General features: G+C 66.5%; 25 protein-coding genes and 1 tRNA gene. 11 read left to right on the top strand and 15 right to left on the bottom strand.

Annotation, left to right across the window (positions count from 1 at the left end; translation table 11 throughout):
• Positions 1-33: 33 nt before the first annotated feature.
• Complete coding sequence (locus AC3G88_RS01370) at positions 34-1,482, bottom strand: malonyl-CoA decarboxylase domain-containing protein (RefSeq protein WP_488893016.1); 1,449 nt, start codon at positions 1,480-1,482, stop codon at positions 34-36.
• Between the two features lie 52 nt (positions 1,483-1,534).
• On the bottom strand, positions 1,535-2,242 hold the full coding sequence (locus AC3G88_RS01365) for a GntR family transcriptional regulator (RefSeq protein WP_488770785.1): 708 nt from the start codon (positions 2,240-2,242) through the stop codon (positions 1,535-1,537).
• Between the two features lie 787 nt (positions 2,243-3,029).
• Between AC3G88_RS01365 and AC3G88_RS01360 the strand changes: the two genes are divergently transcribed.
• Positions 3,030-4,103, top strand: coding sequence for a YjgN family protein (locus AC3G88_RS01360; RefSeq protein WP_488893015.1), 1,074 nt, complete (start codon positions 3,030-3,032; stop codon positions 4,101-4,103).
• Between the two features lie 18 nt (positions 4,104-4,121).
• Positions 4,122-5,162 carry a M48 family metallopeptidase gene (locus AC3G88_RS01355; RefSeq protein WP_488893014.1) on the top strand — a complete coding sequence of 347 codons (1,041 nt, stop codon included), beginning with the start codon at positions 4,122-4,124 and terminating at the stop codon, positions 5,160-5,162.
• A 157-nt stretch (positions 5,163-5,319) separates the two neighbouring features.
• Here AC3G88_RS01355 and lgt read toward each other — a convergent pair whose 3' ends face one another.
• Together lgt and AC3G88_RS01345 are read right to left on the bottom strand one after the other, a co-directional pair.
• Entirely contained in the window at positions 5,320-6,138 is an 819-nt protein-coding gene (lgt, locus tag AC3G88_RS01350; protein ID WP_488893013.1) for a prolipoprotein diacylglyceryl transferase, read from the bottom strand.
• 55 nt (positions 6,139-6,193) lie between these two features.
• Complete coding sequence (locus AC3G88_RS01345) at positions 6,194-7,138, bottom strand: LysR family transcriptional regulator (protein ID WP_488893012.1); 945 nt, start codon at positions 7,136-7,138, stop codon at positions 6,194-6,196.
• Positions 7,139-7,300: 162 nt separating this feature from the next.
• Between AC3G88_RS01345 and ilvD the strand changes: the two genes are divergently transcribed.
• Positions 7,301-8,974, top strand: coding sequence for a dihydroxy-acid dehydratase (gene ilvD / locus AC3G88_RS01340; protein ID WP_488893011.1), 1,674 nt, complete (start codon positions 7,301-7,303; stop codon positions 8,972-8,974).
• Between the two features lie 109 nt (positions 8,975-9,083).
• On the opposite strand, the gene AC3G88_RS01335 is transcribed toward ilvD, so the two are convergent.
• The 3 genes from AC3G88_RS01335 to AC3G88_RS01325 are packed head-to-tail and all read right to left on the bottom strand — an operon-like array spanning position 9,084 to position 11,599.
• A complete protein-coding gene (locus tag AC3G88_RS01335; RefSeq protein WP_488893010.1) occupies positions 9,084-9,611 on the bottom strand; it encodes a hypothetical protein in 528 nt (175 codons plus the stop codon).
• Positions 9,608-10,042 (bottom strand): DNA polymerase III subunit chi, encoded by a 435-nt coding sequence (locus AC3G88_RS01330; protein ID WP_153947388.1) that lies wholly within the window; start codon positions 10,040-10,042, stop codon positions 9,608-9,610. The genes AC3G88_RS01335 and AC3G88_RS01330 overlap by 4 nt, the downstream gene beginning before the upstream one ends.
• A gap of 24 nt (positions 10,043-10,066) precedes the next feature.
• Positions 10,067-11,599, bottom strand: a complete 1,533-nt coding sequence (locus AC3G88_RS01325) for a leucyl aminopeptidase (RefSeq protein ID WP_488770710.1) — start codon at positions 11,597-11,599, stop codon at positions 10,067-10,069.
• Between the two features lie 165 nt (positions 11,600-11,764).
• On the opposite strand from AC3G88_RS01325, the gene lptF reads away from it, so the two are divergent.
• Genes lptF through AC3G88_RS01310 form a run of 3 tightly spaced genes read left to right on the top strand, consistent with a single transcriptional unit; the run spans position 11,765 to position 14,528 of the window.
• Positions 11,765-12,901 carry an LPS export ABC transporter permease LptF gene (lptF, locus tag AC3G88_RS01320; RefSeq protein WP_488893009.1) on the top strand — a complete coding sequence of 379 codons (1,137 nt, stop codon included), beginning with the start codon at positions 11,765-11,767 and terminating at the stop codon, positions 12,899-12,901.
• The gene (gene lptG, locus AC3G88_RS01315) at positions 12,898-14,100 is read left to right on the top strand and encodes an LPS export ABC transporter permease LptG (protein ID WP_400395013.1); all 1,203 of its coding nucleotides are present in this window, start codon (positions 12,898-12,900) and stop codon (positions 14,098-14,100) included. The genes lptF and lptG overlap by 4 nt, the downstream gene beginning before the upstream one ends.
• A 2-nt stretch (positions 14,101-14,102) precedes the next feature.
• Entirely contained in the window at positions 14,103-14,528 is a 426-nt protein-coding gene (locus AC3G88_RS01310) for a sirohydrochlorin chelatase (protein WP_488770712.1), read from the top strand.
• A 184-nt stretch (positions 14,529-14,712) separates the two neighbouring features.
• Here AC3G88_RS01310 and cobA read toward each other — a convergent pair whose 3' ends face one another.
• From cobA to AC3G88_RS01275, 7 genes are all read right to left on the bottom strand, one after another.
• Positions 14,713-15,489 carry a uroporphyrinogen-III C-methyltransferase gene (gene cobA, locus AC3G88_RS01305; protein ID WP_488893008.1) on the bottom strand — a complete coding sequence of 259 codons (777 nt, stop codon included), beginning with the start codon at positions 15,487-15,489 and terminating at the stop codon, positions 14,713-14,715.
• A gap of 39 nt (positions 15,490-15,528) precedes the next feature.
• The gene (locus AC3G88_RS01300) at positions 15,529-16,833 is read right to left on the bottom strand and encodes a sulfate adenylyltransferase subunit 1 (protein ID WP_488770714.1); all 1,305 of its coding nucleotides are present in this window, start codon (positions 16,831-16,833) and stop codon (positions 15,529-15,531) included.
• A 141-nt stretch (positions 16,834-16,974) separates the two neighbouring features.
• Positions 16,975-17,946: a sulfate adenylyltransferase subunit CysD gene (gene cysD, locus AC3G88_RS01295; RefSeq protein WP_092601686.1), complete on the bottom strand. Its 972-nt coding sequence runs from the start codon at positions 17,944-17,946 to the stop codon at positions 16,975-16,977.
• Between the two features lie 26 nt (positions 17,947-17,972).
• Complete coding sequence (locus tag AC3G88_RS01290; protein WP_488770715.1) at positions 17,973-18,785, bottom strand: phosphoadenylyl-sulfate reductase; 813 nt, start codon at positions 18,783-18,785, stop codon at positions 17,973-17,975.
• A complete protein-coding gene (locus tag AC3G88_RS01285; RefSeq protein WP_153947380.1) occupies positions 18,782-19,369 on the bottom strand; it encodes a DUF934 domain-containing protein in 588 nt (195 codons plus the stop codon). Before AC3G88_RS01285 ends, AC3G88_RS01290 begins: the two co-directional genes overlap by 4 nt.
• Positions 19,370-19,388: 19 nt before the next feature.
• The gene (locus AC3G88_RS01280; RefSeq protein ID WP_488893007.1) at positions 19,389-21,071 is read right to left on the bottom strand and encodes a nitrite/sulfite reductase; all 1,683 of its coding nucleotides are present in this window, start codon (positions 21,069-21,071) and stop codon (positions 19,389-19,391) included.
• A 31-nt stretch (positions 21,072-21,102) separates the two neighbouring features.
• Positions 21,103-21,876: a sulfite exporter TauE/SafE family protein gene (locus tag AC3G88_RS01275; RefSeq protein WP_488893006.1), complete on the bottom strand. Its 774-nt coding sequence runs from the start codon at positions 21,874-21,876 to the stop codon at positions 21,103-21,105.
• 172 nt (positions 21,877-22,048) lie between these two features.
• Between AC3G88_RS01275 and AC3G88_RS01270 the strand changes: the two genes are divergently transcribed.
• From AC3G88_RS01270 to AC3G88_RS01260, 3 genes are read left to right on the top strand one after another with little or no spacing between them, the layout of a single operon-like run.
• Positions 22,049-22,990 carry a CysB family HTH-type transcriptional regulator gene (locus AC3G88_RS01270; protein WP_153947377.1) on the top strand — a complete coding sequence of 314 codons (942 nt, stop codon included), beginning with the start codon at positions 22,049-22,051 and terminating at the stop codon, positions 22,988-22,990.
• Between the two features lie 15 nt (positions 22,991-23,005).
• A complete protein-coding gene (locus tag AC3G88_RS01265) occupies positions 23,006-24,157 on the top strand; it encodes a methyltransferase (RefSeq protein WP_488893005.1) in 1,152 nt (383 codons plus the stop codon).
• A 25-nt stretch (positions 24,158-24,182) separates the two neighbouring features.
• Positions 24,183-25,061, top strand: coding sequence for an NAD(P)-dependent oxidoreductase (locus tag AC3G88_RS01260; RefSeq protein WP_488893004.1), 879 nt, complete (start codon positions 24,183-24,185; stop codon positions 25,059-25,061).
• Positions 25,062-25,089: 28 nt separating this feature from the next.
• On the opposite strand, the gene AC3G88_RS01255 is transcribed toward AC3G88_RS01260, so the two are convergent.
• Positions 25,090-26,028, bottom strand: a complete 939-nt coding sequence (locus AC3G88_RS01255; RefSeq protein ID WP_488893003.1) for an alpha/beta hydrolase — start codon at positions 26,026-26,028, stop codon at positions 25,090-25,092.
• Positions 26,029-26,127: 99 nt separating this feature from the next.
• On the opposite strand from AC3G88_RS01255, the gene AC3G88_RS01250 reads away from it, so the two are divergent.
• Complete coding sequence (locus AC3G88_RS01250) at positions 26,128-26,502, top strand: HNH endonuclease signature motif containing protein (RefSeq protein WP_488893002.1); 375 nt, start codon at positions 26,128-26,130, stop codon at positions 26,500-26,502.
• A gap of 121 nt (positions 26,503-26,623) precedes the next feature.
• A tRNA-Leu gene (locus AC3G88_RS01245) sits at positions 26,624-26,708 on the top strand.
• The last annotated feature ends 109 nt before the right edge of the window (positions 26,709-26,817 follow it).

Raw genomic sequence — 26,817 nt, 5'->3', positions numbered from 1 at the left:
AAACCTGCCTGGCGTCCGCGCCCGACCCGAGGCCTACAGTAGCTTGGCCACCGCGCGGCTGACGCGGGGGTTGCCATCGCCAAGGCGAGCCAGATTGTCATCCAGCGCCTCGGGCACGTAAAGATAATTCACCATCACCCCGCATGACTGTGCGCGGCCTTTTCGCGACAGGTCGGCGCCCCAGTTCACGCGCTCGACACATGCCCCGTTACCCAGGTGGAAACGCGCCACCGGATCGACCGGCACGCCCTTGCCGCCCTGGCGCACCAGGTAGTGCGCCACCAGCGCCAGCGCCGTATCGCGGATGACAGTGTCCTGCGCGTCGGCCGGCAGCGCGGCAAACCAGGCGGCGCCATCGGCCGGCGCCTCGCCATGCCGTTCGCGCCAGCGCGACACCCGCTTGTCACCCAGGATGCGTGCAACCGACTCGCCGTCCTGCTTGCGCAGCCAGTCGGCAAAGCCCGGAATCGGCGACAGCGTGGCGAACTGCTTGAGCTTCGGGAATTCGCGCTGCAGTTCCTCGATCACGCGCTTGAGCAGGAAGTTGCCGAAGCTGACGCCGCGCAGGCCCGTCTGCGTGTTCGAGATCGAATAGAAGATGGCCCATTTCACGCGGCGCAGGTCTTCCAGCGGCGCGGCCTCGTCCAGCAGCGTCTGGACATTGGCGGCCATCTCGGGCACGAATGCCACTTCCACGAAGATCAGCGGCTCGCGCGGAATGCGCGGATGGAAGAACGCATAGCAGCGGCGATCCGAGTCGAGCCGGTTGCGCAGGTCGTTCCACGACGAGATTTCGTGGACGGCTTCGTAGCGGATCAGCTTTTCGAGCAGCGACGCCGGCGAATCCCAGGTGATCGGCTGCAGTTCGAGCAGGCCCACGTCGAACCAGTTCGAGAACAGTGCCTCCAGGTCTTCGTCCAGCGCCCGCAGGCCGGGAATGCGCTTCTGCCAGCGCAACATGTCCGAACGCAACTGGATCAGGAAGTGCAGGCCGCAGGCGCTGTCGCCGCGCTTGCCGTGATGCGCGGCAAAGCGCTTGAAGAAGCGGATGCGCGCATTCGACAGGGCCTGCGACAGCCCCGAAGCCGCGCCCGCCGATGCGCCGGCCGGCCCGCTGCCGGACGCGCCGCCCGGCGTATCGCGCCCGGCCGCCACGTCGGCCAGCACGCCGAGCATGGCCTGGCGCAGCGGCTCGGCCGCCGCCTGGTATTCATCCTGCCAGGCCAAGGCGGCGGCATTGGCAGCGCCGTCGGTCAGGCGCGCCTCGAAGCACTGGCGCAGCTGTTCGCGCTGGCGTTTGACGGCGCGCGTGGACAGCGTGTGCTGCGCCGGGTCCGGCGCGTCCGTCGCGGCGGGCCTGGGCGCGTCGTCCTTGCGGTTCCACCAGCGCCCAAAGCGCGAGAACAGCGAGTCGCTGACGGGCTCGCTGGCATCGAGCGGAGCACTGACTTTCAGTGGGTCGGCGGGATCGAGGGCAGTCATGGTCGTGTCCTGCGAGGTCGGTGGAGGATGGGCAAGCCGGGTCGGTCGGACGTCAGCCCTGCCCGGCCAGGCGCAGCGGCGCGGCCGGCGGGGCGGCGGCTGCAGGGGTGGGCTCGGCCGCGTCGAGCATGCGCAATGCGCCGCGCTGACGCAACACGTGGGTCTTCATCAACGCCTCGGCCCCTTCGGGGTCGTGGGCCTTCAATGCGGAGAACACCGACAGGTGTTCGGCACACGACTCGTGAATGCGCCCCGGCAGCCGCAGGCTCTTGTGGCGCGACAGGCGCAGCACCTTGCGCAGGTCGCTGACCACGCCCGACAGCCAGCGATTGCCCGCCAGCCGCTGGATCGCTTCATGGATCTGGTAGTTGGTTTCGTAGTAGGCATCGATATCGCCAGCCTGCGCGTAGCGCGCCAGGTCGGCGTGCAGGCCTTCGAGCGCGGCAAGATCGGCCTGCGTGGCATTACGCGCGGCCTCGTAGGCGCAACGCCCTTCCAGCAGCGCCATCAGCGGGAAGATGTCGTCCAGGTCCTGCTCGGTCAGCGCGTTGACGAAGCAGCCACGCCGTGGCTCGAGCCGGACCAGCCCTTCGGCGGCCAGCACCTTCAGTGCCTCGCGCAGCGGCGTGCGCGACGTGCCCAGCGACGCCGCCAGCGCCACCTCGTCAATCCAGGCACCGGGCACCAGCGTGCGATCGTCGATCATCGCGCGCAGCCGGTCTGCCACCTCCAGGTACAGCGCCTGCCTGACGATTCGCATCATGCCTTCTCCCTGCGTTCGCGATGAGGGGGGAAACCACACGGGAACATGCCATGCCGATGCGGCGTCGCGAGAGGCGATTACGCCGCAATAATTCATAATTATGGATTGTGGCGGCGGCCGCAAGCGGTTTCGATGCTGCGGGGCAGCAAGCGTGGCGGATCGGGAACTCGGGGAAAGCGAGAGGTGCTGCGGGCAATCCTCCTGCCTCCCTGCAGGAAGATTGCCCGCGCATGAAAGAACCGCTTGGGTCTTCGACTTGGGCGCCGGGCGCGAGATATGCCGGACGCTTGCGGGTCAGATTCATTTGCCGGCGCTGGCCCCGCGCCTACCCCGTTAAAGCACTCGTCGTCGAGTGCGGATGGTTCCCGTGCCTTTTCCCGTTTGGCTTTTTGTCGTTGCCACGGCGCCGGCGCATGGTCGTGCGCACCCTCCCCCTTCGGGCCGTGTCGGGGCCGTACATGGCGTGTCCCGAGCGATCTTGTAACAGGCTGCATAGCGAGGACCGTGCCACCAGCCCTAAGTCGTTGATTTCATTGGGGAGGACGAAACACGACTTGTGACAGTCGGCTGACGATGTAACAGGATGTTTCTTCGTCGTTACGACCCAGTTACCCTCGCCCTCGTAGCCAACGCGAGCCGCCCCAAGCATTTGTGACCGCAGCGGTACACGTGAGTGCGAGAATGTGTGGTAACGCGCACCAAAGCCGCGTGCCAACTGGTTGCAAACCTGAAACAGGCGCCAGCCGCAAAAAAGCGCCCCGTCACAACTGGAGAGGTCGATTCAATGAACTGGGAAGATCAAAACGGCCTGAAGGCCGACGTCGTCGCGCCGGACAGCCAGGTGCCACGCCACCTGAAATTTGCATTTACCGGGTCGGGGTCCGAGTATTTCCGGATCTGGATCGTCAACACGCTGCTGACCATTGTCACGCTGGGCATTTATTCCGCATGGGCCAAGGTGCGCACGCAGCAATATTTCTACCGCAGCACGCAACTGGACGGGGCCACCTTCGACTACCACGGCAATGCCAAGGCGATCCTCAAGGGACGTGGCATCGTCTTCGGCCTGTTTGCGGTGTATCAGCTGGTCCTCGAATTCTCGCCGCCGCTGGGCGCGGTGCTGGCGCTGGCGCTGGCTGTGGTATTTCCGCTGCTGCTGGTGCGGTCGCTGCGCTTCCGCATGGCCAATTCCAGCTATCGTGGCCTGCGCTTCGCGTTCACGGGCACCGACCGCGACGGCTATACGGTCTTTCTGCTGTGGCCGCTGCTGAGCGGCCTGACGCTGTGGCTGCTGGCGCCGATGGCCCACCAGCGCCTCAAACGCTATCAGCACAACAACACGCGCTTCGGGACCGCGCAATTCGCCTTCGACGGCACGGCCGGTGATTTTTACCGCGTCTACCTGGTCACGGCCGGTGTGGTGCTGCTGTGCCTGGTGGCGGGCGGCCTCGCCGGAGGTGCGCTGGCAGCCGCGGCGGGCGGCAAGGCGGGCTTTGTCTTCGTGGTCATGCTGATGGCGCTGGCGATGTATGCGGGTTTCCTGCTGATCGCCCCGTTCTTCCAGGCCAGGCTGCAGAATGCGGTGTGGAATCACACCACCCTGGCGCCCCACCACTTCCGCAGCGACGTCAAGGCCCGCAGCCTGTTTCTGATCTCGCTCACGAACCTGATCCTCACGGCGCTGACGCTGGGGCTGTTCTACCCGTTCGCGCGCGTGCGGTCGGCGCGCTATCGCGTCGAATCGATGACGATGGTCGCCGTGGGCGCGCTCGACGCTTTCGTGGTCGGCGAAAAGCAGCACGTCGGCGCGCTGGGCGATGCCGCGGCGGACTGGTACGACATCGACATCGCGCTGTAAGCGAAGGAGCGGGCCACCATGATTGCCGCGCAATACTTCGATGGCCGTACGTCGCGCGCGCACCCGGTCGTGCTGCACGTCCGGGACGGCCACGCCGTGCTGCAGGATGCCGGCGGCGACGAACTGCGCCGCGCGCCGCTGGCATCGTTGCGCGTCTCCGAACGCATCCGGCGCGGCCCGCGTCTGGTGACGTTCGCCGACGGGGCCTACTGCGAGATCACCGACCACGCCGGCTTTGACGCCATGCTGGCCGCCACCGGCCATCGGGAAGGCTGGGTGTCGCGCGCGCAGAACAGCTGGCGCCTGGTCGGGCTGTCGATGCTGGGGCTGGTGCTGTTCGTGGCGGTCTCGTACTTCTACCTGCTGCCGTGGACCGCGGTTCTGGTTGCACGCACGATACCGGCATCGCTCGAAGCGCAACTGGGCCGCACCACGCTGGACAGCCTGGACGGGGGCATCGTCAAGCCGAGCACACTGCCGGCCGCCGACCAGCAACGCATCCGCGACAACTTCGCGGCGCTGCGCCGGCCGGCCGATCCCGGCCACGACTACCAGATCCTGTTCCGCCACGGCGGTGGCATCGGCGCCAATGCACTGGCCCTGCCCGGCGGCACCATCGTCGTGACCGACGAACTGGTGAAGCTGCTGGGCACCGGCCCGGCCATGATGGGCGTGCTGGCGCACGAGGCCGGCCACGTCACGCAACGCCACGGGCTGCAGCAGGTGTTCCAGGCGTCGGCGGTTGGCGCATTGACCGCGTACTTCCTGGGCGACGTGTCGTCGCTGCTGGCCACGGTGCCCACGGCGATGCTGGCCATGCGCTACTCGCGCGATCACGAGCGCGAGGCCGATGCGTTTGCGGTGGAAGTCCTGCGGGAAAACCGGCTGCCGCCGTCGGCACTGGCCGACGCGCTACAGCAGCTCGAAGACGCCCACGGTGGGCGCGGCAAGCCAGGCAAGCGGGGCGGCAAGGAAGCCGGGGACGATGAGGAGGCGGGATTTTTCTCGACGCATCCGCTGACCAGAGAACGGATGGATGCGATCCGGAACGCGCGGTAGTTTTGTGCTCCCCTCTCCCGCCTTGCGGGAGAGGGGCTGGGGGTGAGGGCATTGAGGTTCTGCTTGCCGATCCTGCGGATTTTGAACCGCCGGGCCCTCTCCCCCGGCCCCTCTCCCGCGTGCGGGAGAGGAGAGCACGACCAGGGAGACAGCCAGCCTAACGCGCCGCCCCGGCCGCCGCGCCGTTGGCCTGGCGGCGATACGCCCACACCACCATCAGCACGCCGACCACGATCATCGGCAGGCTCAGCCACTGGCCCATCGACAGCTTCAGCGCCAGCAGGCCCAGGAAGCTGTCCGGCTCGCGCGTGAACTCGGCCAGGAAGCGGAACGCGCCATAGCCGATCAGGAACACGCCCGACACCGCACCCATCGGCCGGGGCTTGCGCGCGAACAGCCACAGGATGATGAACAGCGCCACGCCTTCGCCGGCAAACTGGTACAGCTGCGACGGATGACGCGGAATGTTGTCGCCGGCCTGCGGAAAGATCATGCCCCAGGGCAGATCGGTGGCACGCCCCCACAGTTCGCCGTTGATGAAATTGCCGATACGGCCGGCGGCCAGCCCGCACGGGATCAGCGGCGCGATGAAGTCGGTCACTTCCATCCAGTGGCGGCGCCGCACCTTGGCAAACACCCACATCGCCACCAGCACGCCCAGGAATCCGCCGTGGAAGGCCATGCCGCCTTCCCATACCTTGAAGATCTCCAGCGGGTGGGTCAGGTAGTAGCTCGGCTTGTAGAACAGCACATAGCCGAGGCGGCCGCCCAGGATCACGCCGAGTACGCCGTAGAACAGCATGTCGTCGAGATCGCGCGCCACCCAGCCGCGTGCCGCGACATGGGGCTGCTTGATACGCAGCCGGCCGAACCACAGGAACATGATGAAGCCGGCCAGGTACATGAGTCCGTACCAGCGGATGGCCAGCGGCCCCAGGTGGATGGCAACCGGATCGAATTGCGGATGAACGAGCATGGAGTAGCGGGAGAGTAGCGGTAAGTTTGGAGCGCGCGGCGTGCTGCGCGTTGTTCTATGTCGTTATGCCATGGTCATGCGTCAGCCCGATGGCGCCGGCCAGCCCGGTGGCGATGTCGATGAACGACCGCAGCACCGGCGCCACCCCGGCCGCGCCCTCGCGCCAGGCCAGGCCGGTCTCGATCTCCGGGCCGGCGTCGAGCAAGGTCAGGTAGGACACGCCCGTGCGCCGCAGGTTGCGCAGCGACGCGGGCACCAGCGCCACGCCCATGCCGGCCGACACCAGGCTCACGATCGTCTGCATCTGGATGGCCTCCTGGGCAATCACCGGCGTCAGGCCGTCGCGCGCATAGTAGCCCGTAATGATGTCATAAAACGCTGGCGCACTTCGGCGCGGGAAGATAACCAGCGGCTCGCGCGCGGCATCGCGCAACGCCACTGCCTGCGGCACTGTGGCGCGCCCGGCGGGCCGCCATCCATCGGGCACGGCCAGCACCAGCGGCTCGCGCACCAGCGGGAGGTAGGACAGGCCATGCGGCATCACGGGCAGTTGCGGGCGGATGACCAGCCCGGCGTCGATCGTGCCTTCGGCCAGGGCCTCGAACTGGACATCGCTGGTGGCTTCGCGCAGTTGCAGCTGCACGTCCGGGTGTTGCGCGCGGAAATGCCGCAGCAGGTCAGGCAGGATGCCGTAATCGGCCGTGCTGACAAAGGCCAGCGCCAGCGACCCCACCTCGCCGCGCGCCAGCCGCTGGGCGAGCCCCGGCAGCGCCCCGGCGTCGGCCAGCACGCGCCGCACCTCGGGCAGCCATTGCTGGCCCGCCGGCGTCAGCATCACCGATCGCCGCGTGCGCACGAACAATTGCACGCCAATCTCTTCCTCCAGTGCCTGGATCTGTTGAGACAGCGGCGGCTGGGTCATGGCCAGGCGACGGGCCGCCCGCCCGAAATGCAACTCTTCGGCCACTGTGACGAAGTAACGCAACTGGCGTAGATCCACCGGCGCCGTCCTTTCCGATTGATATATTTTTCGACCTAATAACGCTCGAATAATATATTTGACACGCTAAAACGCCAAGCGCATGCTTGCCGGCACCACACCAAAAACACGGCCGGCGCAGCGGCGTATCGAGCGCGGCCCGGCATCCCCCGGAGAGACTTCATGGCCTTCAACAAACGCTCCCAGCACATCACGCAAGGCGTGGCGCGCTCCCCCAACCGCTCGATGTACTACGCGCTCGGCTACAAGAAGGAAGACTTCGACAAGCCGATGGTGGGCATCGCCAATGGCCATTCGACGATTACCCCGTGCAATGCCGGCCTGCAGCGGCTGGCCGATGCCGCCGTGGAAGCCGTGCGCGCGTCGGGCGCGAATCCGCAGATCTTCGGCACGCCGACCATCTCGGACGGCATGTCGATGGGCACCGAAGGCATGAAGTATTCGCTGATCTCCCGCGAAGTGATCGCTGACTGCATCGAGACCGCGGCGCAGGGCCAGTGGATGGACGGCGTGGTCGTGATCGGCGGCTGCGACAAGAACATGCCGGGCGGCATGATCGCGCTGGCGCGCACCAACGTGCCGGGCATCTATGTGTACGGCGGCACCATCAGGCCGGGCAACTGGAAGGGCAAGGACCTGACCATCGTGTCGTCGTTCGAGGCCGTGGGCGAGTTCACGGCCGGCCGCATGAGCCAGGAAGACTTCGAGGGCGTGGAAAAGAACGCCTGCCCGAGCACCGGCTCGTGCGGCGGGATGTACACGGCCAACACGATGAGTTCGTCGTTCGAGGCGCTGGGCATGTCGCTGCTGTATTCGTCCACCATGGCCAACCCGGACCAGGAAAAGGTCGACAGCGCCGCCGAATCGGCCCGTGTGCTGGTGGAGGCGGTCAAGAAGGACATCAAGCCGCGCGACATCATCACGCGCAAGTCCATCGAAAACGCCGTCACGCTGATCATGGCCACCGGCGGGTCCACCAACGCCGTGCTGCACTACCTGGCCATCGCCCATTCGGCCGAAGTGGAATGGACCATCGACGATTTCGAGCGCATCCGCCGCCGCGTGCCGGTGATCTGCAACCTGAAGCCGTCGGGCGACTACGTGGCCACCGACCTGCATCGCGCCGGCGGCATTCCGCAGGTCATGAAAATCCTGCTGAACGCGGGGTTGCTGCATGGCGACTGCCTGACCATCACGGGCCGCACGCTGGCCGAGGAACTGGAGCACGTACCCGACCACCCGCGCGCCGACCAGGACGTGATCATGCCGCTCGATCGCGCGCTCTACAAGCAGGGCCACCTGGCCATCCTGAAGGGCAACCTGGCCGAGGAAGGCGCCGTGGCCAAGATCACCGGGCTCAAGAATCCGGTCATCACCGGCCCGGCACGCGTGTTCGAGGACGAACAGAGCGCGATGGAGGCCATCCTGGGCGACAAGATCAATGCCGGCGATGTCCTTGTGTTGCGCTACCTGGGCCCCAAGGGCGGCCCGGGCATGCCGGAAATGCTGGCGCCCACTTCGGCCATCATCGGCAAGGGGCTGGGTGAATCGGTGGGCTTTATTACCGACGGCCGCTTTTCGGGCGGCACATGGGGCATGGTGGTCGGCCACGTGGCACCGGAAGCCTACGTCGGCGGCACCATCGCGCTGGTGCAGGAAGGCGATTCGATCACGATCGACGCACACCAGCTGGTGTTGCAGCTGAACGTGCCGGACGACGAACTGGCCAGGCGGCGTGCCGCCTGGAAGCAGCCGGCGCCCCGCTATACCCGCGGGGTGCTGGCGAAGTTCTCGAAACTGGCATCGACGGCCAGCAAGGGCGCGGTGACGGACTGAGGTTGAAATACCGCTGACCCGCTCCCCTCTCCCGCACGGCGGGAGAGGGGAGAAAACCGGCCACATCCCCGCCCCGTTAGATCTCTAATGGGAGAGGGGAGAAAACCATCTACATCCCGCCCGGGTCCCGTTCGATCTCTTCCAGCGTGGCGTCGAGCCATTCCACCAGGCGGGCCTCCAGCGCCTGCGTCAGTTCGCTGGCCAACTGGGCCGTCAGCGGCGCCAGGCGCGACTGCAGCGTGGCCTCGGTATGGGCTTCCACCACCTGCGGCCATTCGGTCCGGAAGCGCATCATCACGCGCGTCAGCAGTTCGGTGCGCACGGCGCGCAGGTCGTCCTCGCCGGGCAGGAAGGCCGCGGCGTCCACCATCGGCGGCTGCGTGTCCGCGGCCGTGGCGGCGTCGGCCAGCGAATCGGTGTCGCCGACTGCCGTGACCACGCCCGACTCTGGCATGTCGGCGGTATCGATGACCGTTGCGCCGGGCCGTGCGGCCATGGGCTGCGCCGCCGGCTGATCCAGCGGCTGCGTGGGCGCCTCGAACGCCGCGTCTGGCAATTCGACGATTTCGGTCAGCAGCGGCACGCTGTCATTGGGCCCCAGCCGCGGAATCACCCGCGATGTCGTGCGTTCGCTCATGCCGATTCTCCTTTGGCCTGCCCGATGTCATGGTGCGTGAGCGGATACCCGCGTTCACGATAGAAACGATAGCGATCGCGGCCGGCGTCGCGGGCGTCGGGGGTGGCGCCCACCACCTCGATCATTCGCTCGAAGCTGGCGAACTGCGCCGGGGCTTCCGGCGCGATATTGACCAGCAGCTGGTGGTGCGGCACTTGATCCAGCGTGGCGGCCAGGATGATCGGCGTCACCGCCGCATTGGGGCTGTCCAGCCCGCAATGCGGCAGGAAGTCGAGCGGCGAGAACGACCACAGCCGCGCGTCAAGCTGCGCCAGCTGCTGCGGGGCGCCGAACACCACCACCTTCTGCCCTGCCCCATAGGCCTTGCGGACCAGGCGGCAGACGTAGGCCAGCGTATCCGGCACGTTGCTGTGGAAGTCGATGCGCGTCATCCTGTGCTGCCTTCGATTGGCCGGTTACCCGGCACGGTCCATCAGGAACTGCGTCAGCAGCGGCACCGGACGGCCCGTCGCCCCCTTGGCCGCGCCGCTCTTCCAGGCGGTGCCGGCAATATCCAGGTGGGCCCAGTCGTACTTCTCGGTGTAACGCGCCAGGAAGCACGCCGCCGTGACGCTGCCGGCCGGGCGGCCGCCGATATTGGCCATGTCGGCAAAGTTCGACTTGAGCTGGTCCTGGTAGTCATCGTCCAGCGGCAGGCGCCAGGCGGTGTCCATGGCCTTGCGGCCGGCGTTCAGCAGCTGGTCGGCCAGCACGTCGCTGCGCGCGTACAGGCCGCTGTTCACATGGCCGAGCGCAATGATGCAGGCGCCGGTCAGCGTGGCCACGTCCACCACGGCGGCCGGCTTGAAACGCTCCACATAGGTCAGCGCGTCGCACAGGATCAGGCGGCCTTCGGCGTCCGTGTTCAGGATCTCGATGGTCTGGCCCGACATGCTGACCACCACGTCGCCCGGCTTGGTGGCGTTGCCGGCCGGCATGTTCTCGCAGGTGGGCACCACGGCGATCACGTTCAGCTTCAGGCCCATCTCGGCCACGGCCTGGATGGTGCCCAGCACCGACGCGGCGCCGCACATGTCGTACTTCATTTCGTCCATGCCCTCGCCCGGCTTCAGCGAGATGCCGCCGGTGTCGAACGTGATGCCCTTGCCGACCAGCACCACCGGCGCGGCCTTGGCGCTGGCGCCGTCATAGCGCAGCACGATGAACTGCGGCGGCTCCACGCTGCCCTTGGTCACGGCCAGGAAGGCGCCCATGTTCAGCGCCTCGATCTGCTTGCGGCCCAGGATTTCCACCTTGAGCTTGTGCTTCTTGGCGATGCCGCGGGCGGTGTTGGCCAGGTAGGTCGGCGTGCAGATGTTCGACGGCAGGTTGCCGAGGTCGCGGGTCAGTTCCATGCCGTTGGCAATGGCCGTGCCGCGCACCACGGCCTGGGTGGCCGCCTTGGCGTCGGCCGCGTCCACGGCCAGCACGATCTTGCGCAGCGTGGGCTTGTCGGCCGCGCCGGCGCCCTTGGCCGCGCGCTTGAGTTCGGGGTGGCGCTCCAGCAGGCGATAGCCGGCTTCGCGCACGATGCTGATCGTGGTGATCACGGCCCAGGCGACGTCGCGCTGCTGCGGCACCTGCTGAGCCAGGCACCACAGTGCCGATGCGGCGCGCGTGCCGCCCAGCGCACGCATGGCCGTGCGCACGGCCTCGGCAAAAGCCTTGTCGGAAAATTCGGCTTCCTTGCCCAGGCCCACCAGCAGCACGCGGGCGGCGCCGATGCCGGCCACTTCGTGCAGCATCAGATGGCTGCCGCGCTTGCCTTCGAAATCGCCCTGCTTGACCAGCCGCGCCACCAGCCCCTTGGTGGCCACGTCCAGTGCCTTGCCCACACCGGCAAGATTCTGGCCCTCGAACAGGCCTACCACCAGGCAGTCGGTCTTGGTGGCCAGGAAACCATTTTGGCCGGCTTTGCTCAGATCCAGGGCTTTTGTGCTAAATTCCATCGCGCTTCCTTCCAGGGGCTCGTCGAAAAGAAAGCCCCCATTATCCGCGATTTTCATCCGCGATCTGCCGCCGCCGATCCTGCAAGCTGACAGCCCGCGGTCCTGCCAGTCCCTCGGCCCCCGGCATATCGCCCGCGCCGGCCGGAAGCCGGAAGCGATTCACGCATGATTTTTCAACAAGCCCTGCGACGCGAGCTCGCCTACACCGCCGGTGCGGTGTTCCTGGTGATGCTGACGTTCATGCTGACGTCGCTCGTGATCCGCATCCTGGGCATGGCCGCCAACGGCAAGGCCAGCCCCAACGACGTGCTGATGCTGATCGGCCTGGCCACCATTGGCTACCTGTCGATCCTGCTGTCGGCCACGCTGTTCATCTCGACCCTGATCGTCCTGACGCGCTGGTACAAGGACTCCGAGATGGTGGTGTGGTTCTCGGCCGGCATTTCGCTGCGCGACCTGGTCAAGCCGGTGCTGCAGTTCGCCACGCCGTTCTTCATCATGGCGCTGCTGCTGGGCACCTTCGCCTGGCCGTGGGCCAACCAGCAGAGCGCGCTGTTCCGCGACCGCTTCCAGCAGCGCGGCGTGCTGTCGATGATCGCCTCCGGGCGCTTCATCGAGCCCGCCAACGGCAACTACGTGCTGTTCATCGAGGGCATCGACGCCGACATGAAGCACGCCCGTAACGTTTTTGTTGCAAATTCGGAGGCTGGCAAGATCGGGGTGGCGCTGTCGCACCAGGGCCAGTTCGAAACCCAGCCCAACGGTGACCGCCTGGTGGTCATGGAGCATGGCCGCCGCTACGCCGGCATCCCGGGCCAGCTTAACTATCGGATCATCGAATTCGATAAATACGCCGTCAGGGTCGACAACAAGCCGCCCGAGACCGAAGCCGACCAGCCGGCCAAGAGCCGGGACACGATCGACCTGCTGCGCAATCCCACGCGTGAAAACCTCGGCGAACTGCTGTGGCGCGTGTCGCTGCCGATCCTGGCCTTCAACTTCGTGATGATCGCCATCCCGCTGGCCTATGTGAACCCGCGCCTGGGTCGCTATACGCCGCTGGTGTTCGCCGTGCTGATCTACCTGACGTACAGCAACATGATCAACCTGGCCCAGGCCTGGGTGCGCTCGGGGTCGCTCTCGTTCTGGACAGCGCTGGTTCCGATCCACGTCTTCGTGTTCCTTTGCGCGCTGCTGATGTTCCGCTACCGTGCAAACCGCAGCCTGGGTGGCTGGCGGGCGGTGTTCGGCCTGCACCGGCTCGGCAAGGCGAACGACAAGCGCGGCGGGGGCGAGGCATGAGAATCCTGGCCGTCTATGAGCGTTATTTCGCGCGACTGATCTACGGGGTCTTCTCGTTCATCCTGTTTGCGGTGCTGGCGCTGTTCATCTTCTTCGACATGCTCAGCGAACTGGAGAGCGTGCAGGGCAAATACACGTCGATGGTGGCGTTCTTCCACGTCATGCTGCAAGCGCCGACGCGGATCTACGAGGTGCTGCCGATCGCGGTGCTGATCAGCGCCATCTATGTGTTCTCGCAGCTGGCCAGCCAGTCCGAGTACACGATCTTCCGCGTGGCCGGCCTGAACACGCGCCAGGCGCTGTTCTCGCTGTTCAAGCTGGCCGTGCCGCTGGCGGTGGTCACCTTCGTGTTCGGCGAATTCATCGGCCCGGCCGCCGAGCAGTACGCGCAGAAGATCAAGCTGGAGGCGATTGGCGCCACGGTGTCGTCGGGCTTCCGGTCGGGGGTCTGGGTAAAGGACCGCGATCGCGACGCGGCGGGTGGCGGTGAGATCACCCGTTTTGTCAATGTCCAGGGCCTGAAGGCGGATCAGACCATCAACGGCATCACGATCTACGAGTTCGACAGTAACTACCGCCTGCGCGTGATACGCGTGGCCAAGGAAGGCCGGTACCAGGGCGGTCAGCAATGGCAGCTCAACGACGTCAACGAGACCCGTTTTGCCGAACTGCGCGATCTTCCGGCAGGCCAGGCCGCCCAGCCGGCCCGACCGGCCCAGGCCGGCCAGCCCGCCGCCAAGCGCGACGCACTGGCGCCCGATTTCCGCGCCGAGCAGGCACTGTTCCCGAACATGGTGATGCACTCCGAATTGACCCCGCAGATCCTGTCGGTGCTGCTGGTCACGCCGGAGCGGATGTCGACGCTGGACCTGTTCCGCTATATCCGCCACCTGCGCGACAACAAGCAGGACACGCAGCGATACGAGATCGCGTTCTGGAAGAAGGTGGTCTATCCGCTGACGCTGTTCGTGATGGTGGCGCTGGCGCTGCCGTTCGCCTACCTGCACGCGCGGGCCGGCGCGGTGGGCGTGAAGGTGTTCGGCGGCATCATGCTGGGCCTGTCGTTCCACCTGGCCAATACGCTGTTCTCGCACGTGGGCCTGCTGCACACGTGGCCGCCGATCGTCTCGGCGCTGGTGCCGGGCACGCTGTACCTGACCATCGCGCTGACATCGCTGCGCTGGGTGGATCGGCACTGACGATGGCTGCATCGAAACCCGCCATCGTCCTGTTCGGCCACGGTGCGCGCGACGCCCGCTGGCGCGAGCCGTTCGACCGGCTGCACGGCAAGCTCGTGGCGTTGCTGCCCGGTTGTGCGGTCCGGCTGGCCTTTCTGGAACTGATGGCGCCGTCGCTGGCGGAAGCCATCGATGAGCTGGCCGGAACTGGCGTCAATGCGATCACGGTGGTGCCGGTCTTCTTTGGCCAGGGTGGCCATCTGCGGCGCGATTTTCCGGTGCTGATCGACGAATGCCGGGCGAAGTATCCGGGGGTGACGATTCAGGCCGCCACGGCCGTGGGCGAGGTGGATGGGGTGCTGGATGCCATCGCGGCATATTGCGCGCTGGCCCTCTCCCCCAGCCCCTCTCCCGCAAGCGGGCGAGGGGAGCAAACCGGCAGTGTTTGAACGGCTGCAAGCGCGGCCCCTCTCCCGCTGTCGGCGAGGGGAGCAGACCGGAAGCCTTTGAGCTGTCGTGAGCCGGTCCCCTCTCCCGCTTGCGGGAGAGGGTTAGGGAGAGGGCCAGCGGTTCAAAATGCGAAAAGGCCAGAGCTCACACTCTGGCCTTTTCGCATTTCCACAGGCTACCGGATCACGCCGCCCGCTCGCCCTTTGCGTGTGCTTCGACATGCTCGGTTGCGCGGGTGCCCAATGCCTCGCCAATCATCAGCAGGCTGGGCTGCACCGGGTCCATCCAGCGCGCCGCCTCGCCCGCCGCCATCTGGCGCAGCGTGAATTGCCGGCTGCGCTGATTGGGCGTGGTTGCGGCCTCCACCACCCAGGCGGGCGTGGATGCCGGCTTGCCGCGCGCCATCAGTTGCGCGGCGATATTGGCGGCCTGGTCGCGGCCCATGTAATAGACGATGGTATCGGCCTTGACGTCAGCCTCGACGTCCACGGCATCGGCCGCCTTGGCCTGCGTGGCAAACGCCACGCTGCGCGACACGCCACGCTTGGTCAGCGGCCGGGCAATGGCGCTGGCGGCCGCCAGGGCAGCGGTAATGCCGGGCACCACCTCATATGCGATGCCGGCCGCTTCCAGCGCCTGCAGTTCCTCGTCGGCACGGCCGAACAGCATCGGATCGCCGCCCTTGAGGCGCACCACCCGCTCGTACTTGGTGGCCAGATCGACAATCTGGCGGTTGATGAACAATTGCGCGGTCGACCGCTGGCCGCATCGCTTGCCCACCTCGATCAGCTCGGCCTGGGGACACCAGGCCAGCATCTCGGGCGACACCAGCGCGTCGTGCAGCACGACCTGGGCCTCGCCCAGCAGCCGTGCACCCCGCACCGTAATGAGGTCTGCCGCACCGGGGCCTGCACCAATCAGGTACACCTTGCCGGTCGACGCTGCCTTCTGTGCGTTCATCTCTGCCACCGTTATCCGATCTGTCCAGCGTGGACGATATCAGGCAAACGCACGGATCATGCCCGCCGCCACCGTATGGTTGGTGGCTTCGTCGATCAGCACGAATGCCCCCGTCGCGGGGTTGTCGCCGTAGGTGTCGCAGACGATCGGCTTCTGCAGCGAGATCTGCACCGAACCGATGTCGTTCAGGTTGATCTCGTGGCGGCCGGTCTCGTGCGACAGCGTGTGCACGTCCAGCACGCGATCCACCGTCGACACGCGGGCGAACACGCTGGCCGTGGTGTGCTTGAGCACGTACTTGCGCGACGGATTCAGCGATTCGTCGTCGAACCAGCACAGGTCCGCCGTCAGCTTTTTGGCCGACGCGGCCGTGGCGTCGGCGGCGACGAACATGTCACCGCGCGATACATCCACGTCCTCCGACAGGCGCACGGTCACCGTGTCGCCGGCGTTGGCGGCGTCGGCCGAGCCATTCGGCGTCAGCACCTCGGCCACCACGGCTTCGCGATTGGCCGGCAGCACGCGCAGCTTCTGGCCCACGCGCACCGTACCCGCTTCCACGCGGCCGGCGTAGCCACGGAAATCGTCGGCGGCCGAGCCATCCTGGCGCACCACCAGCTGCACCGGGAAGCGCAGCGCGGCGTCGCCCTCGGGGGCCACGTCTTCCACCGGCAGGGCTTCCAGCAGCGGCAGCAGCGGCTCGCCCTGGTACCACGGCATGGCGTCGCTGGCGTGGACGATGTTATCGCCCCGCAGCGCCGACACCGGCACGTATGTCACATCCTTCAGGCCGAGCTGCCCGGCCAGCGCGGTGTAGGCCGTGCGGATGTCGTTGAAACGCTGCTCGCTGTATTCGACCAGGTCCATCTTGTTCACGGCCACGATCACGTGCTGCAGTTCCAGCAGCTTCAGGATCGCCGAATGGCGCTTGGTCTGGGCCAGCAGTTCGGCACGGCCGTCGGTCACCGTGACGCGCGTGGCGTCCACCAGCACGATGGCGGCGTGGGCCGTGGAGGCGCCCGTGACCATGTTGCGCGTGTACTGCTCGTGGCCCGGCGTATCGGCGATGATGAACTTGCGGCGCGCGGTCGAGAAGTAGCGGTATGCCACATCGATCGTGATGCCCTGCTCGCGCTCGGCTTCCAGGCCGTCGGTCAGCAGCGAGAAATCGATTTCCTCCCCGGCGGTGCGCTTGTTCTTGGCATTGGCCAGCGCGGTCAGCTGGTCGGACAGCACGGCCTTGCTGTCGAACAGCAGGCGGCCGATCAGCGTGCTCTTGCCGTCATCGACGGAACCCGCCGTAATGAAACGCAGCAGGCCTTGGTGTTGGGATTGGTGAGACATTCGAGAAATCCTTTTCTTTCGCCTCACGCCGCTTGGTCCGGCGCATAGACGGGATACAGCGCCAGGCGCGCGAGGGCGACGTGTACATTGGTACACGAGCACTCGCGCAACGACGCGATGTGCCCGTATATGCGTCCGGTGTCAGAAATAGCCTTCCTTTTTGCGGCGTTCCATCGACGCTTCGCTCGTCTGGTCGTCCATGCGCGTGGCGCCGCGCTCGGTGATCTCGGTCACCGCGGTCTCGGCGATGATCTCCACCGGCGATGCCGCAACGCTGGCCACCGGACAGGTGCAGCTGATGTCGCCCACGGTACGGAAGCGGACCGACAGCACTTCGCTGACATCGCCGTCCTGCTTCGGCGTGATCGGCGTGACGGGCACCAGCAGGCCGTTCTTGCGCACCACTTCGCGCTGGTGCGCGTAGTAGATCGGCGGCAGAGCCAGATTTTCGCGGGCGATGTATTGCCACACGTCAAGCTCGGTCCAGTTCGAGATCGGGAACACGCGCATCTGCTCGCCCTGCGCCATGCGGGCGTTGTACAGGCTCCACAGTTCCGGGCGCTGGGCCTTCGGGTCCCACTGGCCGAATTCGTCGCGGAACGAGAAGATGCGCTCCTTGGCGCGGGCCTTCTCTTCGTCGCGGCGGGCGCCGCCCATCAGCGCGTCGAACTTGTGCGCCTCGATGGTTTCCAGCAGCGTCACCGCCTGCGCGGCGTTGCGCGAGTCGGTTTCCTTGCGCAGGCGCACGGTGCCGCGCTTGATCGAATCCTCCACATGGCCCACCACCAGGCGCGCGCCCAGTTCGGCCACGCGCTGGTCGCGGAAGGCAATCACTTCCGGATAGTTGTGGCCGGTGTCGATATGCACCAGCGGGAACGGCAGTTCCACCTTGCGGTCGCCCAGACGGAAGGCCTTCAGCGCCAGGTGCAGCATGACGATCGAATCCTTGCCGCCCGAGAACAGCAGCGCCGGGTTGCGGCATTCGGCCACCACCTCGCGGATGATGTAGATCGACTCGGCTTCGAGCCGGTCGAGGTGGTCGTTCTGGACCTGCAGCAGGTGTTCCACGTTGGCGGCCACGCCTGCGTCTGCGATGTCGTTCATGATGCCCATGTCGTTCTGGCCTCTACTAATTCTGTTCAGTGCTTGATGTTCTGTTCGTGGAGCCCGCATTCCTTGGAGTCGCGGCCCTCCCACCACCACCGGCCCGCGCGCACATCCTCGCCAGCCTTGACCGCCCGCGTACACGGCTCGCAGCCAATGCTGGGGTAGCCCTTGGCGTGCAGCGCGTTGACCGGCACGTTGTGGCGCGTCAGGTAGGCCCACACTTCGGCTTCGGTCCAGTCCGCCAGCGGATTGAACTTCGGAATGCCGCGCGCATCGTCCATTTCCTCGAACGGCAGCTCGGCACGCGTCACGGCCTGTTCGCGGCGCTGGCCGGTCATCCAGGCATCGGCGTGCGACAGCGCGCGGTTCAGCGGTTCCACCTTGCGGATGCCGCAGCAGCTCTTGCGCAGGTCCACGCTGTCGTAGAACGCGTTCAAGCCGTGGTTGCGCAGGTAGTTGTCCACCGCGTCCTGGTCGGGCGTGAACTGCTCGATCGAGTAGCCATAGTGGTCCTTCACCTGGTCCAGCACCGCCAGCGTCTCGGCGTGCAGGCGGCCCGTGTTCAGCGTGAACACGCGGATGCCGGCGCGCACCGCTTCGCCGCCGCGCAGGATTGCGTCGGTCAGCACCATGTCCTCGGCGGCCAGGCTCGTGGCAAAGCGCGCGCGGAAGAACCGGGCGGCGATGCCCGACAGGCGCTCGGCCAGCTCGCGCTCCTTGGCCTCCAGCGCCTCGACCGAACCCGTGTACGCCGGCTTCGTCCACAGCGCTGGGGGGCGCAGCGGCGAGGCCGATGCCGATGCCGACGCATCGACCACGGGGATCTCGGAAATCACGGAACTCATGCGGCGCCCCGTGCCGTGGCGTCGGTCACGTCTGCACGTGCGCGGCGGAACAGCGGCAGCGGCTCGTCCACCGATGCCTGGTAGGCCACGGTGAACTCGGTAAAGCCCTTGATCGCGTCCTCGATGTTCTTGTCCGCACGCACGGCGAACGTGTCGAAGCCGCACCGCTTCATGAAGTTCAGCTGGTCGCGCAGCACGTCGCCGACGGCGCGCAGCTGGCCGGCCCAGTGGTAGCGCGTGCGCAGCAGGTAGGCCGACGAGAAGCCGCGGCCATCGCGGAACACCGGAAAATCGACGGCAATGGCCGACACGCGGTCGAACAGCGCCTCGGCATCGCCCGGTTCGTCTTCCGGTGCCAGCCACACGCCGGTGATGGCCTTGTCGCGGCCAGCCAGCAGCGCCGCGTGGGCCTTCCACACCGACAGCGGGAACAGCACGGCGTCGGTGCCCTGCGCCACGGCGGCGACATGCGCCTCGTCCAGCGGCTGGGCTTCGGTGGCGCGCAGCACGGTCCAGTTGTCTTCGACGATCACGGGACGGAATTGGCCAGCGTCGTCGCGTTGCAGTTGAATGATCTTTGCCATGTTTAATCTCTCTCGTTCGTCAGGCTTCGGCGCGCTCTTCACGCTGCTTGTCGGCGTACACGCGCTCCTTGAACGGGGCGATGCCGATACGGGCAAACGTTTCGATGAAGCGCTCGTCGCCGGCACGGTTGGCCACGAACGTGTCGATGATGCGGGTCACCACCTCGGGCATTTCCTCGGCGCTGAACGACGGGCCGATCACCTTGCCGATCGCCGATTCATTGCCCTGGGCGCCACCCAGCGTCACCTGGTACCACTCGGAACCATCCTTGTCGACGCCGAGCACGCCGATGTTGCCCACATGGTGGTGGCCGCAGGCGTTGATGCAGCCGGAGATGTTCAACGAGACTTCGCCCAGGTCATGGACATAGTCGAGGTCGTCGAAGCGTTCCTGGATGGCCAGCGCGATCGGAATCGACTTGGCATTGGCCAGCGAGCAGAAGTCGCCGCCCGGGCAGGCGATGATGTCGGTCAGCAGGCCGATGTTGGCCGTGGCCAGACCGGCCTTCTTCGCCTCTTCCCACAGCGCGAACAGGTCGTGCTTCTTGACGTCCGGCAGCACCAGGTTCTGCTCGTGCGCCACGCGCAGTTCGCCAAACCCGTAGCGGTCGGCAAAGTCGGCCACCGCATCCATCTGCTCGGCCGTGGCGTCGCCCGGGGGCGATGCGGGGCCCGGCTTGGTCGACAGCGTGACCGACGCGTAGCCCGGCACGCGGTGCGCGCGCACGTTGCGGCTGACCCAGCGGGAGAACGCCTTGTTCTCCAGCAGGTGCTTTTCGAACGAGGCGTCGGTGTCGGCCAGCTTCTCGTAGGCGGGCGGCGCGAAGTACTGCGCGACGCGGTCGAACTCGGCCTGCGTCAGCGTGCCCGGACCGTCCTTGCTGAACTTCCACTCTTCTTCCACTTCGGCGGCGAACTTGTCGGCGCCGATGGCCTTCACCAGGATCTTGATGCGGGCCTTGTACTTGTTGTCGCGACGACCGTAGCGGTTGTACACGCGGATGGCCGACTCCACGTAGGTCAGCATGTGCTGCCACGGCAGGTCTTCCTTGATGATCGTGCCCAGGATCGGCGTACGGCCCAGGCCGCCACCGGCCAGGATGCGCAGGCGCGTTTCGCCCTGTGCGTTCTTGTACGCATAGATGCCGATGTCGTGCATCTGCACCACGGCGCGGTCGTCCTGGCTGGCCGAGATCGCGATCTTGAACTTGCGCGGCAGGAACGCGAATTCCGGCTGGAACGTGCTCCACTGGCGCAGCAGTTCGGCCAGCACGCGCGGGTCCACCGATTCGTCCGGCGCCACGCCGGCAAACTGGTCGGTGGTGATGTTGCGCACGCAGTTGCCCGACGTCTGGATGCCGTGCATTTCCACGCTGGCCAGGTCTGCCAGCACGTCGGGCACGCGCTCCAGGTCCATCCAGTTGTACTGGATGTTCTGGCGCGTGGAGAAATGGCCATAGCCGCGGTCGTACTCGCGGGCGATGTGGCCCAGCATGCGCAGTTGCTTCGAGGCCAGCAGGCCGTACGGAATGGCCACGCGCAGCATGTACGCGTGACGCTGCATGTACAGGCCGTTCTGCAGGCGCAGCGGCAGGAATTCTTCCTCGGTCAGCTCGCCGGACAGGCGGCGGCGCACCTGGTCGCGGAATTGCGCGACACGTTCCTGGACGATGCGCTGGTCGTATTGATCGTACTGATACATGGTGTGGGTCCGTTCAGTATTCGTTGAATGCTTAGGAAACGAGCTTGATGGCCACCAGCGTCAGCGTGGTAGCCAGTGCGGCGCGCACGAGCCGTTCGGGCAGTGCCCGCGACAGTTGCGCACCGAGCCAGATGCCGGGGATCGACCCCACCAGCAGCGCCAGCAACAAATTCCAGTCGACAGTGCCAAGCCACACGTGGCCCAGCCCGGCCACGGCCGTGAGCGGCACGGCGTAGGCGATATCGGTACCAGCCACTTCGGCCGGTTTCATATGGGGATACAGCAGCAGGATCAGGGTGGCGCCTACGGCACCCGCGCCAATCGACGACACGGTCACCAGCACGCCGAGCACGGCGCCGACGATCACCGTGGCCACCGCCTGCGCGCGGCCTTCGAGCTGGAAGCGCGGGTTGCGCTCCAGCCACGCCAGCATCTGCTTGCGGCACAGCAGGGACAGCACGGTCAGCAGCACGGAAACCCCGATCGTCACGCGGATGGCGTGCAGCCACCGGGCATCGAGCTCACCGGCGCTCTTGAGCACCAGGATGGCGGCCAGCGCGGCCGGCAGGCTGCCCAGGCACAGGCGGCGCACCACCTGCCACTGCACATGGCCGTGGGCGCGGTGGGCGATGGTGCCGAAACCCTTGGTAATGGAAGCGAACACCAGGTCGGTACCGACCGCCGTGGCCGGCGAAAAGCCGAACAGCAGCGTCAGCAGCGGCGTCATGAGCGACCCCCCGCCTACCCCGGTCAGACCGACCAGGAGGCCTACCAGCAGACCGGATACGGTATAGGCAAGGGACATCGGGGGCTTCTCGACTGCCGCCTGCTTCTCCGGTGGTCCCCGCGACACCTTTTCAGGCTGGGCGCGGACGCAAGTCGGGCAGGCGAACGTTTAACAAAGTTCGAGAATCGTAATAAACTCGCCTCATATCTCAAACTAATAAGAAGTTGTTTGTTTATACGAGCGAAGTTATATGAATCTTCACCAGTTTCGCTTCGTGCGCGAGGCCGTCCGCCAGAATTTCAACCTCACCGAGGCTGCAAAAGCGCTCTATACATCACAACCCGGCGTTTCCAAGGCGATTATCGAGCTGGAGGAAGAGCTGGGTGTCGATATCTTCACGCGACATGGCAAGCGAATCCGTAGCCTCACGGAACCGGGCCGCCGCATCCTCTTGTCGGTCGAAAAGATCCTGCAGGAGGTGGAAAGCCTGAAGCGCGTGGGCAAGGACTACGCCGCGCAGGACCAGGGCAACTTCACCATTGCCACGACGCATACCCAGGCCCGCTACGCGCTGCCGCGCGTGATCGCCGAGTTCACCAAGCGTTACCCCAAGGTGCGTCTGTCGATCCAGCAGGGCACGCCGGCGCAGATCGCCGACATGATCCTGCATGACCAGGCCGATATCGGCATCGCCACGGAAGGCATCAGCAGCGACAAGAGCCTGGTGTCCCTGCCGGGACACCAGTGGCAGCATATGGTGATTACGCCACCTGACCATCCGCTACTGGAAAAGAAGCACCTGACGCTGGAAGACCTGGCCGGTTATCCACTGATCACGTATGACGTGAACTTTGCCGGGCGGCCCAAGATCGACAAGGCGTTCGCACTGCGTCACCTGGAAGCGGACATCGTGCTCGAAGCTATCGACGCCGATGTCATCAAGACCTACGTGGAAGTCGGTCTCGGCATCGGCATCGTGGCCGGCCTGGCCTTCGACCCCGAACGCGACCGCAACCTGCGCGGCATCCCCGCCGGCCATCTGTTCGGCACCAATGTGACCCATCTGGCCGTCAAGCAGGGCGCCTACCTGCGCAGCTTCGTCTATACCTTCATCGAACTGTTCTCGCCGACACTGAACCGCAAGCTTGTGGAACAGGCCATGTCCGGCGACCACGAAGCTTACGAACTGTAAGCTCGCCCTATATATATGTCAGTATCCGATTCCCACCCCACCCTCCACTGGACCGAGGACGGCGCCGAGCGCAGCGCGCTATGGCGTTCCGAAGCCGGTCTGCCGCCGCCGAAGCGCGTGGTGATCGCCGACGACCAGACCCCGGCCGACACCGCTTACCGGCTGGCCAGCGAAGGCACCGCCCTGCTCTGGCGCGGCGACTTCCAGAACGCGCGCCAGCTGCTGCAGGCCATGGCGCGGCGCGTGGACCGCAAACCCCAGCGCAAGGCACGCGGTGCCGCCCAGGCGCCGGCCAGCCTGACCGAATCGTTCCACAAGCACCGGCTGGCGCAGTCGCAGCGCGCCCGGACGCTTGGCATGCTGCTGCTGCCATTCGAGGCCGGTCACGTGGTGCCGCTGCGCCGCGCCCCGAACGTCCACGAAGCCTGCGAGCAGGTCTACGGCAAGAGCGACACCCCCTACGTGGCATCGATGCGCGAACTGCTGGGCCTGATCGGCGCCTACGAGTGGCGCAGGAAAGGCGTCGCGATCCCGGTGCTTGGCGAGCGCATCCACCCCTGGTACGGCGTGTTCTCGCCGGTGCGCGGCGAATATATCGAACTGGTCGCGAAGGAACCGCTGCCGACCACGGCGCTGGCCTTCGACATCGGCACCGGTACCGGCGTGCTGGCCGCCCTGCTGGCACAGCGCGGCGTCAGGCGCGTGGTAGGCACCGACCAGGACCCGCGCGCCCTGGGCTGCGCCCGCGAGAACATCGACCGGCTGGGCCTGGCCAAGCAGGTCGAGATCATCGAGGCCGACCTGTTCCCCGAAGGCCGCGCCCCGCTGGTGGTCTGCAACCCGCCCTGGGTGCCGGCACGGCCGAGTTCGCCCATCGAGCACGCCGTGTTCGATCCCGACAGCCGCATGCTGCGCGGCTTTCTGGACGGCCTGGCCGCGCACCTGGAACCGGGCGGCCAGGGCTGGCTGATCCTGTCGGACTTTGCCGAGCATCTGGGCCTGCGTTCGCGCGACGAACTGCTGGGCTGGATCGATGCGGCGGGGCTCAAGGTGCTGGGCCGCTCCGACATCCGGCCGCGGCACCCAAAGGCCGCCGATGCCGACGATCCGCTGTTCGCCGCGCGCAAGGCCGAGGTCACGTCGCTGTGGCGGCTGGCCGCGAAGTAAGGGCTCTCGAAACCAGGAAGCACGCATGACTACCGTAGCATTTATCGGCCTGGGCGCGATGGGCGCGCCGATGGCCGGACACCTGATCCGCGCCGGCCATACCGTGCGCGCCTTCGTACGCCGCCCCGAAGCGGCCGACGCCGCGCGCGCGCTGGGCGCCGAACCGTTCTTCACGCCGGCCGAGACGGCACGCGGCGTGGCGGTGGTCTTCACCAATGTGACGTCGTCTGAAGACGTGCGCCAGGTGCTGCTGGGCCCGCAAGGCGTGATCGAAGGCGCCGCGCCCGGCACCATCTGCGTGGACCACAGCACGATTTCACCCATCGTCACGCGCGAGATCGCCCAGGCACTGGCCGCCCGAGGCATCGAGGCGCTCGACTGCCCGGTATCGGGCGGCACCATTGGCGCCCAGGCGGCCACGCTGACGATCATGGTCGGCGGCAAGGCCGAGAATCTGGAGAAAGTACGACCGCTGCTGGAATGCCTGGGCAAGACGATCACCCATATCGGCGATCACGGCGCCGGCCAGGTGGCCAAGCTTTGCAACCAGATTGCCCAGGTGGTCAATATCGAAGGCATTGCCGAGGCGATGCGCTTTGCCGGCGCGCAAGGCGTGGATACGGGCAAGGTCTTCCAGGCGCTGTCCACGGGCTTCGCCGGCAGCCGCATGCTGGACCTGCTGGGTCCGAAGATGGTGTCGCGCGATTTTTCCGCGGGGATCGAATCGCGGCTGCACGCCAAGGACTTTGGCCTGGCCGCCGACATCGCCGGAGAAATCGGCCTGGACCTGCCCGCCATGCGCGCCACGGCCGCGCAACTGGCAGAACTGATGGATCAGGGCTGGGGCAAGGACGATACGTCGTCGCTGCTGAAGGTGCTGGAGCTGAAGAAGCCGCAAGCGTAGGCGCGGGGCGCGGGCGGGCGGACGCCAGTCAGACGCCCGCGATCATCCCCAGCAGCGCACGCGACAACTGGCTGTCGTCCCGCATCAGGTCATCCATCACATTGAAATGATGACGGCCCGGCAGCGCGATATCGTCACGCGCGTTATTCGGCCATGCCGCACGGATCAGCGCGTGCTGGCGCTGGTACTCGCTGGATTCCAGCTCGCCCACGGCGGTGATCAGCGGCGCGCCGGTCGCCGGCACCATGAACGCCGGCGACAGGCGCGCCACATCGGCTTCGCTGAGCTGCAGGTCGGCCTGCAGGAAATCGGCGCGGCGCAGCGGCTCCAGATCGTAAAGCCCGCTGATCGACAGCCCGCCCTTGATCAGGTCGATCGGCAGGTCGTCCGCGAACTGCGGCCAGAGCGCGGCCATCAGCATCGTCACCAGGTGCCCGCCGACCGAATGGCCGGCCAGGAAAATGCGGTGGCGGTCATGGCCAAGCCGGTCGGCCTCGCGATACAGCCACGCCACCGATTGCATCACCTGCCACACGATGGTTTCCACCGTGACCGCCGGGCACAGCGCGTAGTTGACCACGGCCACCGACACCCCGCGCCGCGTCGGCACGTTGGCCACAAAGCTGTGGTCGCGCTTGTCCAGCGCCCGGTAGTAGCCTCCGTGCAGGAACACCAGCAGCGGTGGCGCATCGTCATCGCGCAGCGACGCCGGGAAGTAATCGAGCGTCTCCGTATCGGCAAGTGGCGAATTCGCATCGCCATAGGCCAGGTTCTCGAAATACGTCACCATGCCGGCCCGTACCAGTGCCGAATCCGCCGCCCAGCGCGCCATGTGGACGGCATTGTCCGGCACATTGGCGCGGTTGTTGTAGGCCTGGGCGTAGAAGGCGGGGTCTTGCGAGGGCAAGGCCGCCAGCGAGGCAAGGCTGGCGGCAGGCGTGGCATCGAGGGTCGGCTGGGCAGACATGGCTCTCGGCTCCGGTGAAGTCGCGGCGACACGGCATGGGACGGTTGCGCGCTATCCTACCGCAACTGCCAGGGCACCCACTTTTCAGCGAAATTGCGTATGGTCGTCAAGCGCCGGCTGCGCGCCGGCAAGGCTCCACAGCTGGGGCCACCCGATGTCACGCTCGATCCGGCAACCGGTCAGGACCCTGCGCGCTGTCCGCTGTGCGGGCGGCCCCTGCTTGACGACACCAGCACCGACCTGCACCACCCCGTCCCCCGCAGCCGGGGCGGGCGCGCGGTCATCGCCATGCATCGCGTCTGCCATCAGAAGATCCATTCGGTCTTTACCGAAATCGAACTGGCTACGACCTACCACGACTGGGACGCACTGCGCACCCACCCGGCCATGGCCGATTTCATCCGCTGGATCGCCCGCAAGCCACCCGGCTTCTACGACCGCAGCCGAACCACCAACGCCCGGCGCGGACGCTAGACGGCCGCCCGGCCGCCCCATCCGGTGGGGCGGCCGCTGGTTGTCCGTACTGTGGAATTGCGGCATAATCGGCGGTTCATCAGCGCGCGATGTGGATTTCCGCCCGTCGCCCACGCCCAATGCCCGGGTGGTGAAACAGGTAGACGCAGGGGACTCAAAATCCCCCGCCGCAAGGCGTGTCGGTTCGAGTCCGACCCCGGGCACCAGATTTTCTTCAGATTCGTCATTCCTGGCACCTTCCGCCAGCGGCTTTCCCCCCGCCCTCCCCCCCTGTCAGACGTCCTCCACTGGCGGCCACGCAATCGCTTGCTTATG

This window comes from Cupriavidus sp. 86D6 (assembly GCF_057815095.1).
Note: the sequence above shows the minus strand (reverse complement) of the source record. Positions and strands in the feature narration are given on the sequence as shown.

Coding starts and splice junctions, on each gene's coding strand:
- AC3G88_RS01365 (WP_488770785.1), bottom strand. CDS start 2,242: ATGCGAATCGTCAGGCAGGCGCTGTACCTGGAGGTGGCAGACCGGCTG.
- AC3G88_RS01325 (WP_488770710.1), bottom strand. CDS start 11,599: ATGGAATTTAGCACAAAAGCCCTGGATCTGAGCAAAGCCGGCCAAAAT.
- AC3G88_RS01330 (WP_153947388.1), bottom strand. CDS start 10,042: ATGACGCGCATCGACTTCCACAGCAACGTGCCGGATACGCTGGCCTAC.
- AC3G88_RS01260 (WP_488893004.1), top strand. CDS start 24,183: ATGACTACCGTAGCATTTATCGGCCTGGGCGCGATGGGCGCGCCGATG.
- AC3G88_RS01255 (WP_488893003.1), bottom strand. CDS start 26,028: ATGTCTGCCCAGCCGACCCTCGATGCCACGCCTGCCGCCAGCCTTGCC.
- AC3G88_RS01355 (WP_488893014.1), top strand. CDS start 4,122: ATGATTGCCGCGCAATACTTCGATGGCCGTACGTCGCGCGCGCACCCG.
- AC3G88_RS01370 (WP_488893016.1), bottom strand. CDS start 1,482: ATGACTGCCCTCGATCCCGCCGACCCACTGAAAGTCAGTGCTCCGCTC.
- AC3G88_RS01310 (WP_488770712.1), top strand. CDS start 14,103: ATGGCTGCATCGAAACCCGCCATCGTCCTGTTCGGCCACGGTGCGCGC.
- lptG (WP_400395013.1), top strand. CDS start 12,898: ATGAGAATCCTGGCCGTCTATGAGCGTTATTTCGCGCGACTGATCTAC.
- AC3G88_RS01300 (WP_488770714.1), bottom strand. CDS start 16,833: ATGTCTCACCAATCCCAACACCAAGGCCTGCTGCGTTTCATTACGGCG.
- cobA (WP_488893008.1), bottom strand. CDS start 15,489: ATGAACGCACAGAAGGCAGCGTCGACCGGCAAGGTGTACCTGATTGGT.
- AC3G88_RS01290 (WP_488770715.1), bottom strand. CDS start 18,785: ATGAGTTCCGTGATTTCCGAGATCCCCGTGGTCGATGCGTCGGCATCG.
- ilvD (WP_488893011.1), top strand. CDS start 7,301: ATGGCCTTCAACAAACGCTCCCAGCACATCACGCAAGGCGTGGCGCGC.
- AC3G88_RS01280 (WP_488893007.1), bottom strand. CDS start 21,071: ATGTATCAGTACGATCAATACGACCAGCGCATCGTCCAGGAACGTGTC.
- cysD (WP_092601686.1), bottom strand. CDS start 17,946: ATGGGCATCATGAACGACATCGCAGACGCAGGCGTGGCCGCCAACGTG.
- AC3G88_RS01360 (WP_488893015.1), top strand. CDS start 3,030: ATGAACTGGGAAGATCAAAACGGCCTGAAGGCCGACGTCGTCGCGCCG.
- lgt (WP_488893013.1), bottom strand. CDS start 6,138: ATGCTCGTTCATCCGCAATTCGATCCGGTTGCCATCCACCTGGGGCCG.
- AC3G88_RS01285 (WP_153947380.1), bottom strand. CDS start 19,369: ATGGCAAAGATCATTCAACTGCAACGCGACGACGCTGGCCAATTCCGT.
- AC3G88_RS01250 (WP_488893002.1), top strand. CDS start 26,128: ATGGTCGTCAAGCGCCGGCTGCGCGCCGGCAAGGCTCCACAGCTGGGG.
- lptF (WP_488893009.1), top strand. CDS start 11,765: ATGATTTTTCAACAAGCCCTGCGACGCGAGCTCGCCTACACCGCCGGT.
- AC3G88_RS01265 (WP_488893005.1), top strand. CDS start 23,006: ATGTCAGTATCCGATTCCCACCCCACCCTCCACTGGACCGAGGACGGC.
- AC3G88_RS01275 (WP_488893006.1), bottom strand. CDS start 21,876: ATGTCCCTTGCCTATACCGTATCCGGTCTGCTGGTAGGCCTCCTGGTC.
- AC3G88_RS01270 (WP_153947377.1), top strand. CDS start 22,049: ATGAATCTTCACCAGTTTCGCTTCGTGCGCGAGGCCGTCCGCCAGAAT.
- AC3G88_RS01335 (WP_488893010.1), bottom strand. CDS start 9,611: ATGAGCGAACGCACGACATCGCGGGTGATTCCGCGGCTGGGGCCCAAT.